The sequence below is a fragment of the Solitalea lacus genome (assembly GCF_022014595.1).
Classification (GTDB): Bacteria; Bacteroidota; Bacteroidia; order Sphingobacteriales; family Sphingobacteriaceae; genus Solitalea; species Solitalea lacus.
In genome coordinates this window covers 1,307,772-1,322,935 of sequence record NZ_CP091740.1, presented here as the reverse complement: position 1 = coordinate 1,322,935, position 15,164 = coordinate 1,307,772, and the positions used below count along the sequence as shown (strand labels likewise).

The following is a 15,164-nucleotide window of genomic DNA, read 5'->3' as shown; positions in this document are numbered from 1 at the left end:
ACAAAAACGGATTCAGCAAGTACCGAATCCGTTTTCAATAAATATATCTGTCGAACAACTATTTCTTAGCGAACTTGAAGTTTTTGCCAAGGAAACGAGCTGTTGAACCCAATTCTTCTTCAATACGAAGCAATTGGTTATATTTTGCAATCCGGTCTGAACGAGAAGCTGAACCAGTTTTAATTTGACCACAGTTTAATGCAACTGCTAAATCAGCAATGGTGTAATCTTCAGTTTCACCTGAACGGTGACTCATTACTGAAGTATAACCATTATTTTGAGCCAAAGTAACCGCATTAATAGTTTCAGTTAACGATCCAATTTGGTTTACTTTAACCAAAATTGAGTTTGCCACGCCCATATCAATACCTTTTTGAAGGAATTTAGAGTTTGTCACAAACAAATCGTCGCCTACTAATTGGATTTTATCACCTAACTTCTCTGTTAATTTTTTCCAGCCATCCCAATCATTTTCAGCTAAACCATCTTCAATTGAAATAATAGGATATTTAGCCGCCCAATCAGCCCAATAAGCTACTAATTCATCACTGGTAAACTTACGATCAGGATTTGATTTATAAAAACTGTATAATCCAGTTTTCTCATCATACATTTCAGAGCTTGCAGCATCCATGGCAATATAAACATCGCTACCTGCTTTGTAACCTGCTGATTCAATTGCTTGCAATACCGTTTCAATTGCTTCTTCATTTGAACCGATATTTGGAGCAAAACCACCCTCATCACCTACGTTAGTTGAGTAACCTTTTTTCTTCAACACATTTTTTAAGTGATGAAAAACTTCAGTACCCATACGCAAAGCATGTGAGAAAGACTCTGCACCAACAGGCATTACCATAAACTCTTGATAATCGATTTTGTTATCAGCGTGAGCACCACCGTTAATGATATTCATCATTGGAATTGGTAATGTATTGGCATTTACACCGCCAATATAACGGTATAATGACTGATGAGATTCTTGAGCTGCCGCTTTAGCGACCGCTAATGAAACACCTAAAACAGCATTGGCACCTAAGTTGCCTTTGTTCTCGGTACCATCAATTTGAAGCATTAGTTTATCGATAACGTTTTGCTCAAACACATCGATACCTCGTAACTCGTCGGCAAGTTTATCATTTACATTGGCAACAGCTTTAGTTACACCTTTACCCATGTATACGCTCTTATCATTATCGCGAAGCTCCACTGCTTCGTGCATACCGGTTGAAGCACCTGATGGTACTGCAGCACGACCAACAACTCCATTTTCAGTAATAACATCTACTTCTACAGTAGGGTTACCTCTTGAATCTAGAATTTGTCTTGCTTTAACATCTAAGATTAAACTCATAGTTGATTTTTTGTTATTGTGATGTATTTTCTTCTACTCAAAAGAAGCAGCCGAAAGTAGTTAAAAATACTCACATCATCAACTAAGACAGATACTCAGTTTAATATTTATCAACGATAACTTTGAATAATTGCATAATTAACACCTAAAACACAATTTAGTTACACATTATTCAATTTTATAAGGAATTTAAAGTTACCGATTAAGGATTGAACAACATGCTAAAAAGTTTGCTTTATACCCAAGCCTATCGATGTTCGATCAAAGTTAGAGTAATCAAATTTTTCGATATAAGATCCAATCAGGTAAATAGGCCCGTATCCTAAACTTATAAATCCGGTTTTGTGCAAGTAACTATTAACCCCGGCACCACCACTAATATTCCATTTATTCTTTCGGTAATAAGCCCTAAGCATGCCACTAAAATCACCTAAACGCCCAATTTCCTGCCGTAAGCTCAAGTTTACTCTGGTATTATCTCCAAAATACTGCTCAATTTCAGCTCCTGGAATAAATATGTTCTTACTATCATAAAATTGGTAAATATGCTGATAAGTGATATTTATTGCATGTGGAAATGATCGCGAAACACGTAAACTGTAATTGCCGTACGCCGCCATATCATTATCACGATAGCGAGCCCATGCATAACCCTTCTTGAAATAAGTGCCTACAGTAAAACGTTCATCAGTTATTAAACTCAATTCTGTCCAGTAGTTTTTATACCCTGCATAAACATTCACATTAGACAAGCTTTTCGAAAAATCATGGTAATTATGTGATAGGTAATTAAACGCTGTACTTACAATCCAATCCTTCTTACCTAAAATGCTTTTTACTTTTGGTTTATCCGCAATTGTTGTATCTGTTGACGAACCAAGCATATTTTCCTTTTCTCCTACAAGCATCCTTCCGGTAAGAGTCTTATCCTGGGCACTACTATTTATACTGACTAATAGTAATCCCAAAACCAAACTTAGAATTTTTATGGTTTGAAAAACCGGGTTCCATTCTTGAGCGACAAATCGCTTGTGCAAATAATAAACAAATGCAACTAAACGCAATATCATTTGATAAACTGAATAAACAGGATAGAGTAAAAGAATAATACCAGGAGAAACATTGAGCTTCATTTTATTAAAAATGGTAGAGAAAAGTATTACTTCAAATACAGTATAAGTGCAGTACAGCATAGTCAATTGCTCCCACTCACGCCAAAACAACAAACAGCAAAAGGAGATAAATTTAAGAGGATCAAGCACTAATGATACGGATTCATAAGCCATTTCGTAGCGAAGATAGAGTGGCGAGTTCCGGTTAAGCATTACCTTAAATAAAAGAGGAAAGCAATGAAACAAACCTCCCCACCAACCTATAACCCGCTGGCGTGTAAGGGATTTAAAAGTTTCAGGCACATCGGTATAAACAACACTTTCAGAGAAAATAATATTTCCGTCATTAATCAAGTCAATAAGCGTTCGCTGTAGATCTTCACCACTAAACACACCGCTATGCACTTCAGTTAAATACTTAAGTCGCTCTGTCTTAAAAACTCCGGCAGCTCCACTAATACAGGATACAGATTGTGTTCGGTTTTTACTAGCCCTGCCAATAAGCATTGATTTAGCATATTCATACTTCTGCAAGTTCACAGCCAGCCTACTAAAAAAGCCTCTACCAATATTATAAGGTTCAATATTAAAGGCTATACCAGTTACTTCATGAGACTCGAACCGATCAACAGGAATATGAAAATTATTTTGCAGGTAAATATCAGCATCAACAATCATCAAGTACCTGGTAGTAACTCGTTTCATTAACCACTCAAGCTGATTGGCCTTTCCGGCATTTTGACGTTTGAATAAGTTCACTTGATCATAACCAGCAGACTTTATTACACCATAGGTATTATCGGTACTACCGTCATCAACTATGTATAACTGATTTTGTGAAAATCCATTTCTCAAAAACGATTCAATGGTCCGTACAATATGTCGCTCTTCATTAAAAGCCGACATAATTACCGTAATATCCTTAAAGGAGTTTTCTTTGATAGGAATGCATGAGCGTCGGGTTGCTTCTACCAGCATTTTAAGACCATCTACAAGAACAATAATGAGGAGAGAAATAAAATAGACTTCAACAGGAAAAGCAAAAATCATTAATAATCAAACTTTTAAATAGCAAAAAGGCCGCAAAAGTATAATTATTAATTTAATCTTGTGAGCGTTCTACACAATTGAGAGCAAAGCCCAACCTTCAATTAATTCATGAAGTTTTGCCAAAATTTTCACTAAAAGAAAGAGTTGTTTTTTAAAGTAGCGGAATGTTTTTATAGGTAAAACAGGAAAAAACTGTCGTTTATTTTTATCCTAAGTTATTTAACTAAATATTTAGTATTTTTTTTAAAAAAAAGCCACTCAATTAATCTGGCAAGCATCAAAAACAGACTTTCACTGGTTAAAGTTTCCATTTATACTTGATCCCGATCATATATTTTGGGAAGATATAAATGATAACGAATTGCAACTATTCGAACTACAACAACAGCAACAGCAGCAGCCACCTCTGCATAATGACGCTCAACATTAAGACTGAGCAATAGAAAGAAAACGACCCCTCCGATAATACACGCTGTGGCATATATTTCCTTTCTAAAAACGTGCGGAATTTCATTGATCAATATATCACGTATTACCCCTCCAAAAGCACCTGTCATAGTGCCTAAAGCCACGCATAATCCCGGATGAAGTCCAAAAGCCATACCTTGCGCAATACCTGTAATTGTAAAGGCCCCTAATCCAAATGAGTCGAAATAGAATAGTGGTTTCTTCAGGTGCTTCAAATACGGTTTAGCAAACAAAACCACTAGGTATGAACCCAATATAACTGTAATTGTAGTATAATTTCGCATCCAGGCTACCGGAGTGTATCCAATTAATACATCACGTAAAGTACCTCCTCCAACAGCGGTTACAAAAGCCAAGATCAAAACCCCAAATATATCAAGCCGTTTATTCATTGCGGCCAGCGCTCCTGAAATGGCAAATGCAATGGTACCCAAAATATCAAAAACGGTTAAAATTGACATACTTTCTTTCATAAGCCTACGGTCATTCCATAGACAATTAATTCATTAAAAAAATTAACAACTTATTTTACGACTCTGAAACTTCCTAATAATCACCGTTTCGTTTCCGAACAAACCATTCAATGCTCAACAATGCTAAAATCAGCCCAAATAACCATTTCAAGTTAATTAACTCGCTAAGCTGTTTGTCTTCATAAGTAATCGTTTTAATGGTTTCTTTCTTTGTTATAATTGAAGCCAATTGGGCAATATTATTAGCAGTTACCATTTCACCGCCGTTATTCTTAGCTAAATTATACAGCAACTGATGATTAGCTGTGGTTTGCAACTCTTCAATATTTAAAGCATTAATGATAAAAACGCCTGTAAATTGATGATCCTTATCCCCTAACCTAGTTTTAGCAGTGTAACTGTATTCGCCAACAGGCAAAACTCCTGCATTTAGGAAGTATGCTTTTTCAGATTTACTAAATGAGAAATTATAGTTCTTTCCGTCTTTATTTTTCAAAATGATGGTTACTTCCGGATCATTTACCGGCTCATAACTATTATTATACAATTCGGCATTAAAAATAATTGACTCATTCTCATCAAAAACCTTCTTAAGTTGTGTAACTCTAAACTTTCGTTTATCATCACGAGCAGTAATGTACTGAACAGTTTTTGTAAGAAACTCATTAAATGCTTCATGATTTCCAGTTTGCTGAAAATTAGCCAATCGCCAACGCCACAAACCTTCACCAAACAAATAACCATTTTTCACGCCGTTATTATCCGTAAAGCTTAACAAAGGCTCTTCCGTTTTTACAGAGCCAATTTGCTGAGTAAGTAAAGTTCCTGTTTGATTTTTCAATTCAATTTTGGCAAAAGGGGAGCTTAACGGCGGGTAATCCGTAAATTGCTTTTGCGCCGCTTCGGAAAAAGTAAACTGAAAAAAATCACCTTGAAGGACTGGCTGCGTTTCATTATAACTGTTTCTGAAATTAGTTATAACGACATTATTTTGGGTTTTATTAAACAGATCAATATAGGTTTGATTACCAATTATATACCAAACTGGAATGCCCGATGCAACAACTTTTGAAACTATACCAGTATTATTGGCATCGGCAGAAGGTAATTGGTGTAAAATAATTAAACTATAATCACCTAATTTTAAACCCGCCCCTTTCTCAGCCAACTCAATTTCCACTTCATAGTTTTTGTTGTTTTCAAGTGTTTGTTTGATGGCTCCCAAATCCGGGTGTGGAGCATCTGCCAAGACTAAAATTTTTTGGCGAGAGTCAAGAACATCAATAAAGATGCTTTGGGCATTATTCTTTGTCGTAATTTCTCCAGAAAGCGGTTGAACATTTACTACATATTGCTGCGTACCTGCTTTATCGGCCTCCAAATCAATCGTAAAAGATTGTCTGTAATCAGCAGAATTAATAATCACATCCTTTACAAAGCTTACTTTACCTGCGTGTGTAACACTTAGTCTCGTTTTTTGCCCCTGATAACCAATTGCTGCTACTGTTGCATTGATACGAAAACTATTTCCCAAGTAAGCTATTTTATTATACTCAACCGAGGAAACCAAAACATCGCGTTTAGGAGTAGTATCACCTAAAGCAATTGTAAATACAGTAGTATTAAAATTCAACTTCTGGTAAACTGGATTTTGCCCTCTGTTATACAAACCGTCACTGGCAATAATAACAGCTCCTACATTCCTATTCGTATATCTGCTATTGAGTTCATCAAATAACTGACTAAAATCTGTCCTTTTAGCCGAAAAATCTGTTTTTAGGCCATCTTCTAACTTATCTCCAAAGGAAAATATTTTAACCTCATAATCATTAGTCAACTTTTCTACTAGTTCTTTTAAAGCTAAAGGAAGAGCTGTTGTATAACTTGCTTTATCTTTAAAAAGCAATACAGAAGATGAGTTATCTTTTGCAATAATGATAAGTGGCTTTTCTACAGAACGCGAGATCGTTTTTATGAGTGGGGCAAGCAGCAAAAAAGCAATTATTGATACAGTGATTGCACGTATTGCAAATAATACTTTACGTGAAAGCTGCGTAAACGAGTTAGATTTATGATAAAGCAGCCAGGCGTAAGCCAAACCGAGAAACAAACAAGGAATAATCCAAAACGGCGAAACACTACTAAAGATAATCACTGAAAATTCTTTTAATGATAAATGTATGCACGATATCACACTCAAATTTTACCGAGAGTCATATTTGCTAACAGGGTTTTAAAATATTAAAAAAACCTGCATTCTGGAAACTCACTTACAAAATAGCCATCATTTTACAAACCTAAGTACCAATGAAGTTACTTATCGGTTATTCAACAGTGTCAATCCAATTGGTTGCAACAAGTTTATTTATCTTCTTTATACTTCTGGATGGCTTGCGTTACGCTTTTATAACGAACCGGTTCGCAACTGGTTAAAGAAATTAACAAGTAAAACTCAACAGCAAAAAGATAAAGCGCTAACAGCTGGTTAAACATGTCGCAAAAAATCAAAGTCAGTTATTAATAGACTGACTTTAATTTCCTTCCATAGCTACTTTGAAGTTTATTGATTAATAAGTATTTTACTTTAAGGAAAATATATTTCCTAATACGCTCTATGAAAAAAAGATTAAAGCAATACAGCAGCTTTCTTTTTATAGTAATCCTTATTTCAGTCATTTTTTTTATCCTTCCATTTTATTCTTCTGCCCAGAAAAAGAAAATATCATTAAAAGATTCGTTAGACCACACTTTTGATGTGAGTGATTGGTTGATTGACGCACATGGATTTATACCCGTTCCCAATATTATTACCGAGCCCTCATTGGGCAACTTCGGACTTGCGATAGTTCCCATTTTTTTAAAGCCCAGGACACCCTATATCGACTCTATCGGAGATAAAAGAAAAATTAATCCTGTATCTCCTGACATTACCGGAGCTGCACTTTTTTATACTGCCAATAACACTTTTGGTGCAATTGCTTTTCGTGCTGGAACCTGGAAAAAACAGCGTGTTAAATATCGGCTCGCAACCGGCTATGCTGACATTAACATGGATTTTTATAGAACCTTAGCAATTGTTGGCGAACAAGCATTTGAATTCAATTTTAAAACATTTCTATTTTATGGCTATGGATTAAAACAACTGAAAAACCCTAAATGGCGCATCGGCCTCCAGGATTTATTATTATTTACAAAAGTGGGTTATGGCGGCCAGTTACCCGACTTTGTTCAGCCTAAAGACATTAAAAGCACTGTTTCTTCCCTCGGCCCGGTAATTGAATTTGACAACAGAGACAATGTTTTCACACCTAACAAAGGGTTGAAGGCTCGGATTGATACCTATTGGTCGAATGATGTTATTGGCAGCGATTATAACTATTACCGTATTAATTATTTCATAAATGCTTATAAACCGTTACTACCTAACCTGACCGGAGGGATCCGACTTGATGGTCAACAAGCTTTTGACGACACTCCATTTTACCTACTACCCTATATAGACATGCGAGGAATCCCAATAAACCGCTATCAGGGGCAAGCTGATATTTTAACTGAAGCAGAATTACGTTGGGATTTCAAGAAACGCTGGAGCATAATGGCTTACGGTGGAACAGGAAAAGCTTTTGACAATTGGAATGACTTCGGATCAGCAGACTGGGCTTATAGCTATGGTACTGGCTTCAGGTATTTGATGGCCAGAAAATTTGGTTTACGCATGGGAGTAGACATTGCCAGAGGCCCCGAGCAATGGGCCTACTACATCATTTTCGGTAATTCGTGGTTTAAGTAGATGAAAAAAATTAAGCCGGTTGAAAGCTTACCCTCCCAACCTACTTAATTTTAATATTTTGATTCCATTTCACCCTGCTCAAAAAACGAGGCGGAGCTAAAAATTAATCCTTACCTTAGAAACTTCTTCAAAATTCGAAAGCACTTTTGAAAGTGAAGAAGTTTCTTTAAGTAAACACAACATCAAAAACCATATCTTTTAACTATGACAACAGAAAGAGAACAGCTTATAGAACTAAGCAACAAATTGTTTATTTATACTGATTACAAGGAATGGCAGAAACTTTTAGATGAGGTCTTCAGCGAAACTGTGCATTTCGACATGTCAACCTTGGGAGCCGGAAAGGCTACCGATATTTTAGCCAAGGACTTATGCGAACTTTGGAATAGGGGTTTTGAAGGTATCGATGCAGTTCATCATCAATCTGGTAATTTTTTAGTAACTATAACCGGAGACCAAGCAGAAATTTATTGCTATGCAATTGCCACCCATTTTAAGGAGGCTGCCAAAGAAGGAAAAGTTCGCGAATTTATAGGAAGTTATAACCTTGGGGCTATTAAATCACCTAAAGGCTGGCGATTAAATAGCTTTAGATATAATTTAAAATACATCAATGGAAACATTGAGCTTGTATAGTACCATGCAAAGCAATCTGCAACACCTGGATAAAAGGGAGGGTCGAAATTCATTTGAACTTCGACCCTCCCTTTTATTTTAAAATACTATTTTACAGCAAACTATGATTCCATACCACCACAAACAGCGATTGACTGTCCGGTGATGTAAGCACTCATATCAGAGCCCAAGAACACCGCTAAATTAGCCACGTCCTCAGTTTCGCCCATACGTTTTAAAGGAATAGATTCGGCCCATTTAGCTACCTGATCAGCCGGCAATACATCAGTCATCTCTGTTTTAATAAAACCAGGACAAACTACGTTTGCGCGGATATTACGTGACCCTAACTCTTTAGCAATTGATTTGGTAAAACCAATAATACCAGCTTTTGAAGCGGCATAATTAGCCTGACCAGCGTTACCTTGCAAACCAACGATTGAACTCATGTTTACAAATACACCAGAACGCTGTTTCATCATTGGTTTTGAAGCAGCTTTAGTTAAGTTAAAGATTGATTTTAAATTAACACGTAACACTTCATCCCATTGTTCTTCTGTCATACGCATTAACAAGCCATCTTTGGTGATGCCGGCGTTGTTTACAACAATATCAATTCTACCAAACTCAGCAACAATATCATTAATCAATTGTTCAGCAGCTGTATAGTCAGATGCATCTGAACGATAGCCCTTTACTTTAGTGCCAAATTGTTGTAATTCTTGCTCTAAAGCCTGTCCTTTTTCAACTGATGATAAGTAAGTAAACGCCACTTGTGCACCATTCTTTGCATACAATTCGGCAATTTTTCTACCGATACCTTTAGATGCACCAGTAATTAGCGCTACTTTTCCGTCAAGAAGTTTCATACTGTTTAGATTTGAGAATGGAGATTTGAGGTGAGAGACTGACTTCCAAAAATATTGGAAATGGTATGAGAAATCATCAACAAACAATGTTCTCCAATACAATAAAAAAAGATATGCGATGTGTCTCATATCTCACATCGCATATCTCCTATTTGATTTTAGATTTTTCCAGCTTTCTTAAGTTCATCAGCCATGGCTTCGCCAATTTCGGCTGGAGACTCAACTACACGAATACCGCACTCTCGCATAATTTTCATTTTTGCAGCAGCAGTATCATCAGCTCCACCTACAATAGCTCCGGCATGACCCATACGGCGGCCCGGAGGCGCTGTTTGGCCTGCAATAAAACCTACTACAGGTTTACTTCCATTTTCTTTAATCCAACGAGCAGCCTCAGCTTCCATTCCGCCTCCAATTTCACCAATCATGATGATACCGTCAGTTTCAGGATCGTTCATTAATAATTCAACAGCTTCTTTTGTTGTAGTACCAATAATTGGGTCACCACCAATACCAATTGCAGTTGATTGGCCTAAGCCTTGTTTTGTAATTTGATCTACCGCCTCATAGGTTAATGTTCCTGATTTAGAAACAATACCAACGCGACCCGAAGCGAAGATAAAGCCCGGCATGATACCTACTTTTGCTTCACCGGCAGTCATAACGCCTGGGCAATTAGGACCGATTAAGCGGCAATCTTTGTCTTTTAAATATTCTTTAACCTGAATCATATCCTTGGTTGGAATACCTTCAGTAATACAAATAATCACTTTAATACCAGCAGCAGCAGCTTCCATAATAGCGTCAGCAGCAAATGCAGGTGGAACAAAAATAATTGACACATCGGCACCGGTTTCTTTTACCGCATCTGTCACAGTGTTAAATACAGGCAATTCAAGGTGAAATTGTCCGCCTTTTCCAGGCGTTACGCCACCCACTACGTTTGTTCCGTATTCAATCATTTGCGAAGCATGAAAAGTACCTTCGCTACCGGTGAACCCCTGAACAATAACTTTTGAGTTTTTATTAACAAGTACGCTCATTTTAAGCTTATTTATGAAGTGTTTTGTTGATTCGTTACTTACTGCTTGGAAAATCTATTCTTAAGAATTTCAAATGGCAAACCACTTTTACAGGCAGGATTAAAAGTCCGGTGCAAAGCTAAGTTTATTTTACCAATGTGCAAGTGAGAATGAGTAGATGTACAGGTAATTTTCCTTTTTTAGTTTAACCGTATTCCTAATAATCTCTAATAAATAAAAAGTGCGCAGACAACCTCTACAAATAGGTTATCTACGCACTTTTTAATATTCACTTAAGCCTTACTTTCTTTTCGCCTTAAGTTCCATTGTTTTCACTTCCTTGCCATCATCCGTTATCATGTACATCTCCATCAACTGGGTATTAGGATCAGGCCATTTCATTACAGATTTTGACTTACAATCTTTGCCTTTAGCAGGATCATAACCTGACCCCATGCAAGTTAGCGTCTTGGAAGCCTCATCCCATTGACCTTCCGACCACATAATGCCTGTTCCCATATTGTCAATCCAGGTACTGTAGAAGGTTTTTTTGGCATTATCATACGCTGTAGTTGCAATACCTTCAAATGGTTGCCCCATGAACGTTCCTTTGTAGGTTGATTGCTGATAACGTCCACCTAAGATCATTTTGTTAACACATGTACCAGTACTTTTGGTAGGAGGAGCATCGGGAGACATCCAGGCGGTCATTTCATAGGTCCATTCACCATTGTCTTTAGCTAGCATCTTATGAACCTCCCCTGGAGTCATGTAGGCTTGCCAGGCTTTCATTGCAGCATCCTTTTCAGTAGTGTCTTGTGCTTGCACTTTATAACAAACTGATAACAGTATTGCTAATGCAATTAATAATGCAGACTTTTTCATATTTAGTAAAGTTGGTTAGCTTAAATTTACAAAATCACCACAAACAAACACAAACAATTTTCTGATAATCAACCACATGAAAAAAAACATTTATAAACAAAAGGGAGCCACTTTAGGCTCCCTTTTGTTTATCTTCAAGAATAGCACTTTATACTTTTATGCCTACTGAATTAAATTGTAAGTCATACAATCGCTTATAAAAGCCATTCAATTTCAACAACTCCTGATGATTTCCCATCTCTTTAATTTCTCCTTTATCTAGCACAATAATTTTATCAGCATTTTGAATCGTCGACAATCTATGCGCTATAACAATGGTAGTTCTACCTTGCATTAATTTTAAAATAGCGCTTTGAATAAGCTCTTCGGTTTCAGTATCAACCGAAGATGTAGCCTCATCTAGAACCAAAATTTTAGGATCATAAACCAATGCACGAATAAACGATATTAATTGAGCCTGTCCTGCCGAAAGAGTAGCACCTCGCTCCATCACATTATAATCAAATCCACCGGGCAAACGTTTAATAAATTCTTCTGCTCCTACAGCCCTGGCAGCCTCCTCAATTTGTGATCGGGTAATTTCATCATTATTTAAACTGATGTTTTTGTATATGGAATCAGAAAACAAGAAAACATCTTGTAAAACGGTAGCAATGCACGAACGAAGGTAGTTCAAGTCATACTCACGTATATCCACCCCATCAAGCCTCACAGAACCTTTTCCAATCTCATAAAAACGATTTAAAATATTTATTGTTGATGATTTTCCAGCCCCTGTAGCTCCTACCAATGCAAGCGTTTCTCCAGGCTTAATATCAAACGAAATATCTTTTAAAACCCACTGTTCATCGTTATAAGCAAACCACACGTTCTCAAATGATACCGCTCCATTCAAATGATCAGGCTTCAACGTTCCGGTATTGGGAGTTACTTCATCAGTATCAATTACTTTAAAAACCCGCTCAGCACTCACCATCCCCATTTGCAGGGTATTAAATTTATCAGCAAGTTCTCTTATTGGTCGATAAAGCATGTTGATATACATTATAAAAGACACCACTACTCCTGGCGAAATTTCATTATCTATAATTTCTTTGGCCCCCCACCATACCAACAAGCCAACCGACATGGCTGAAATTAACTCCACCACCGGAAAAAAAATAGAATAATACCAATTAGAACGAATATGAGCTTTGCGGTGCACACGATTAATGCTTTTAAACTTGTTAAACTCCTGTTCTTCCCGTCCGAACAGCTGAGTAACGAACATTCCTGTTATGTGCTCCTGCAAAAAGGTATTTAAACGAGTAACCTGCTGCCTAACCTCCTGAAAAGCTGACTTTATAGCTTCTTTAAAAATGTATGTTGCCACAATAAGCAGAGGCATTGGTGCCAATACAACTAATGTTAATGTTGCATCGGTATAAAGCATAAAGGCTATTATAGTTACTATTTGCAAAATATCACCAATAATAGAGATTAGACCTTCCGAAAACACATCGGCAATGGTTTCCAAATCAGAAACAGTACGAGTAATCAGTGTACCAATAGGCGTGTTATCAAAATACTTAAGACGAAGGTTCATTATATGATTGAACGTGTCTCTGCGTATGTCTTTAATCACCGACTGACCTAGCCAGTTTGTGCAAAATGTATGATTATATTGCAGAATGGTTTGAATTAAAATGACTCCGATCATCAATCCGGTCATTTTCATCAAACCATTCATATCATTATTAAGAATAAAATGATCAACAGTATATTCAACCAAATAGGGTCGTAATGGAGCAACAAGAGCCAAACCAATAGTTAAAATTACCGCCCAATAAAAAATCCCTTTATAGGGTTTTGCATAATTAAATACTCTGCTGGTAAGTTTTAAATCAAGAGCATTGCCCGTTACAGCCATAAATAGTTTTCAAATTAGATTTTTAAAAATAAGAAATGATAACCGGTTAATTGTTAAGTAGCAAAACTGTTAAATTGTTTTTAGTTATTGATATATGGGTAGGTAATGGTGGTTAGAAACAATCCTTCTGCAGGCACTGATTCTCCTGCTTGGGATCTACTTTTACTTTCCAAAACTTGCTTTACTTCATCCATCGACAATTCTCCCCTGCCAACCTGAAGTAAAGTACCTACAATTGCTCTTACCATATTTCTTAAAAACCTATCAGCGGTAATATGAAACACCAGCCCGCCATCTACTTTGACCCATTCAGCCTTGGTAATTTTGCAGTTGTTAGTAAAAGTTTGAGTATTGCTTTTACTAAAGCAGCTAAAATCAGTGTATGTCATGATTAGTTCCGCAGCTTTATTCATAGCAACAATGTTTGGATTATAATTCAACAAAAAGCCAAACTCCTTTTTAAACGGATTCTTATCAAAGTAAACATGATACTCATACGAACGGCTTATGGCATCAAAGCGAGCATGTGCCTCAGGTGCCACCGAAATAAATCTCTTAACAGCAATATCGTACCCTACCAGAGCATTTACCGCCTTCACCAGGCGCAAACTATCAATTACCTTTCGAGTTTCATCACTGGACAGTCCACTCTCTTCCTTCTTACTTCTGACATCTAATAACTGTCCTTTGACTTCTGTCGCAGTATCAAAATGAGCAAAAAAATTAGTGGCATGCACGCCAGTGTCAGTCCGTCCGCAACCGACAGTTTCAATTTCTTCACGCAACACAGTTGTAAGTGCTTTGTTCAACACTTCCTGAACACTAACTGCATTGGGTTGAATTTGCCATCCATGAAAATGAGTGCCTTTATAGGCTAATTCTATAAAATATCGGTACTTCGTTTGTTCTTCCATTGATCCCGCAAAGATAGAGAAATCACATCTTCCACTAATCAATCAAATTTCACGAATTGAATTTGTTCAAATCTGTCCAAATTCTCTAATTCGTTTTTATATTTGACATCATGATACAACGTATTCAATCAATTTACCTAGCCATTGCTTTTGTGGCCGCATCAGCTTTATTTTTTGTACCTGTAGTAAGCTTTGTCGACATGGATAATAACGGACAAGGTAGTATTAAAGAATTGGTAGAAATTAAAACCTCTGGCAAATACATTATGTCAATGGCCGGACCAAACCAGGTGGAAACCTATATTATTGGAATTGTCCTAACCATTGCAATAGCTGCCATGGCCTTAGCCACCATTTTTTTATATAAGAACAGAAAACTTCAAATTAGCTTATGCTGGATTAATGCATTTATTGCTTTAGGGTTATCTGTTTTCATGATGATGAAAGCTCAACCTGAAAGCATTGGCAACGTTTCTAATTGGAGTGCCAAAATTGGCTCTTATCTATTTACTGTAATTATCATTACCTTGATGCTTGCCTTACGTAGCATCAGAAAAGACGAAAATCTAATACGATCGGCTGATCGCTTGCGTTAATAAGCATTAAAATTTCAAATACGCGAGAAATAAATTAACTTCAGAAAATGAGGATTATCAACGATTTGATAATCCTCATTTTCTGTTTTTAAGCCTTTCAAACAGCT

At 36.7% G+C, this 15,164-nt stretch carries 12 protein-coding genes; 3 read left to right on the top strand and 9 right to left on the bottom strand.

Features of this window, described 5'->3' with window-relative positions:
- Positions 1 to 58: 58 nt before the first annotated feature.
- The 4 genes from eno to L2B55_RS05570 form a co-directional block, all read right to left on the bottom strand.
- The gene (gene eno, locus L2B55_RS05585) at positions 59 to 1,354 is read right to left on the bottom strand and encodes a phosphopyruvate hydratase (RefSeq protein ID WP_237849452.1); all 1,296 of its coding nucleotides are present in this window, start codon (positions 1,352 to 1,354) and stop codon (positions 59 to 61) included.
- Positions 1,355 to 1,575: 221 nt separating this feature from the next.
- Positions 1,576 to 3,516 carry a glycosyltransferase family 2 protein gene (locus L2B55_RS05580; protein ID WP_237849449.1) on the bottom strand — a complete coding sequence of 647 codons (1,941 nt, stop codon included), beginning with the start codon at positions 3,514 to 3,516 and terminating at the stop codon, positions 1,576 to 1,578.
- Between the two features lie 311 nt (positions 3,517 to 3,827).
- On the bottom strand, positions 3,828 to 4,445 hold the full coding sequence (locus L2B55_RS05575) for a trimeric intracellular cation channel family protein (RefSeq protein ID WP_237849447.1): 618 nt from the start codon (positions 4,443 to 4,445) through the stop codon (positions 3,828 to 3,830).
- An 85-nt stretch (positions 4,446 to 4,530) separates the two neighbouring features.
- Complete coding sequence (locus tag L2B55_RS05570; RefSeq protein WP_237849444.1) at positions 4,531 to 6,612, bottom strand: hypothetical protein; 2,082 nt, start codon at positions 6,610 to 6,612, stop codon at positions 4,531 to 4,533.
- 459 nt (positions 6,613 to 7,071) lie between these two features.
- Here L2B55_RS05570 and L2B55_RS05565 point away from each other — a divergent pair, with 459 nt between their 5' ends.
- Both L2B55_RS05565 and L2B55_RS05560 read left to right on the top strand, forming a co-directional pair.
- Complete coding sequence (locus L2B55_RS05565) at positions 7,072 to 8,247, top strand: BamA/TamA family outer membrane protein (protein WP_237849441.1); 1,176 nt, start codon at positions 7,072 to 7,074, stop codon at positions 8,245 to 8,247.
- Positions 8,248 to 8,451: 204 nt separating this feature from the next.
- Entirely contained in the window at positions 8,452 to 8,883 is a 432-nt protein-coding gene (locus L2B55_RS05560; protein WP_237849438.1) for a nuclear transport factor 2 family protein, read from the top strand.
- Positions 8,884 to 8,984: 101 nt separating this feature from the next.
- Here L2B55_RS05560 and fabG read toward each other — a convergent pair whose 3' ends face one another.
- The 5 genes from fabG to truA all read right to left on the bottom strand — a co-directional run bounded on the left by fabG (position 8,985) and on the right by truA (position 14,461).
- The gene (gene fabG, locus L2B55_RS05555) at positions 8,985 to 9,731 is read right to left on the bottom strand and encodes a 3-oxoacyl-[acyl-carrier-protein] reductase (protein ID WP_237849435.1); all 747 of its coding nucleotides are present in this window, start codon (positions 9,729 to 9,731) and stop codon (positions 8,985 to 8,987) included.
- A gap of 158 nt (positions 9,732 to 9,889) precedes the next feature.
- Positions 9,890 to 10,774, bottom strand: coding sequence for a succinate--CoA ligase subunit alpha (sucD, locus tag L2B55_RS05550; RefSeq protein ID WP_237849432.1), 885 nt, complete (start codon positions 10,772 to 10,774; stop codon positions 9,890 to 9,892).
- A 279-nt stretch (positions 10,775 to 11,053) separates the two neighbouring features.
- Positions 11,054 to 11,638, bottom strand: coding sequence for a DUF1579 domain-containing protein (locus L2B55_RS05545; RefSeq protein WP_237849429.1), 585 nt, complete (start codon positions 11,636 to 11,638; stop codon positions 11,054 to 11,056).
- A gap of 148 nt (positions 11,639 to 11,786) precedes the next feature.
- Entirely contained in the window at positions 11,787 to 13,547 is a 1,761-nt protein-coding gene (locus L2B55_RS05540) for an ABC transporter ATP-binding protein (protein WP_237849426.1), read from the bottom strand.
- 80 nt (positions 13,548 to 13,627) lie between these two features.
- Positions 13,628 to 14,461: a tRNA pseudouridine(38-40) synthase TruA gene (gene truA, locus L2B55_RS05535; protein ID WP_237849423.1), complete on the bottom strand. Its 834-nt coding sequence runs from the start codon at positions 14,459 to 14,461 to the stop codon at positions 13,628 to 13,630.
- Positions 14,462 to 14,571: 110 nt separating this feature from the next.
- On the opposite strand from truA, the gene L2B55_RS05530 reads away from it, so the two are divergent.
- Entirely contained in the window at positions 14,572 to 15,057 is a 486-nt protein-coding gene (locus L2B55_RS05530) for a DUF4293 domain-containing protein (RefSeq protein WP_237849420.1), read from the top strand.
- Positions 15,058 to 15,164: the final 107 nt, after the last annotated feature.

Coding starts and splice junctions, on each gene's coding strand:
- eno (WP_237849452.1), bottom strand. CDS start 1,354: ATGAGTTTAATCTTAGATGTTAAAGCAAGACAAATTCTAGATTCAAGA.
- L2B55_RS05580 (WP_237849449.1), bottom strand. CDS start 3,516: ATGATTTTTGCTTTTCCTGTTGAAGTCTATTTTATTTCTCTCCTCATT.
- L2B55_RS05575 (WP_237849447.1), bottom strand. CDS start 4,445: ATGTCAATTTTAACCGTTTTTGATATTTTGGGTACCATTGCATTTGCC.
- L2B55_RS05565 (WP_237849441.1), top strand. CDS start 7,072: ATGAAAAAAAGATTAAAGCAATACAGCAGCTTTCTTTTTATAGTAATC.
- L2B55_RS05560 (WP_237849438.1), top strand. CDS start 8,452: ATGACAACAGAAAGAGAACAGCTTATAGAACTAAGCAACAAATTGTTT.
- fabG (WP_237849435.1), bottom strand. CDS start 9,731: ATGAAACTTCTTGACGGAAAAGTAGCGCTAATTACTGGTGCATCTAAA.
- sucD (WP_237849432.1), bottom strand. CDS start 10,774: ATGAGCGTACTTGTTAATAAAAACTCAAAAGTTATTGTTCAGGGGTTC.
- L2B55_RS05545 (WP_237849429.1), bottom strand. CDS start 11,638: ATGAAAAAGTCTGCATTATTAATTGCATTAGCAATACTGTTATCAGTT.
- L2B55_RS05540 (WP_237849426.1), bottom strand. CDS start 13,547: ATGGCTGTAACGGGCAATGCTCTTGATTTAAAACTTACCAGCAGAGTA.
- truA (WP_237849423.1), bottom strand. CDS start 14,461: ATGGAAGAACAAACGAAGTACCGATATTTTATAGAATTAGCCTATAAA.
- L2B55_RS05530 (WP_237849420.1), top strand. CDS start 14,572: ATGATACAACGTATTCAATCAATTTACCTAGCCATTGCTTTTGTGGCC.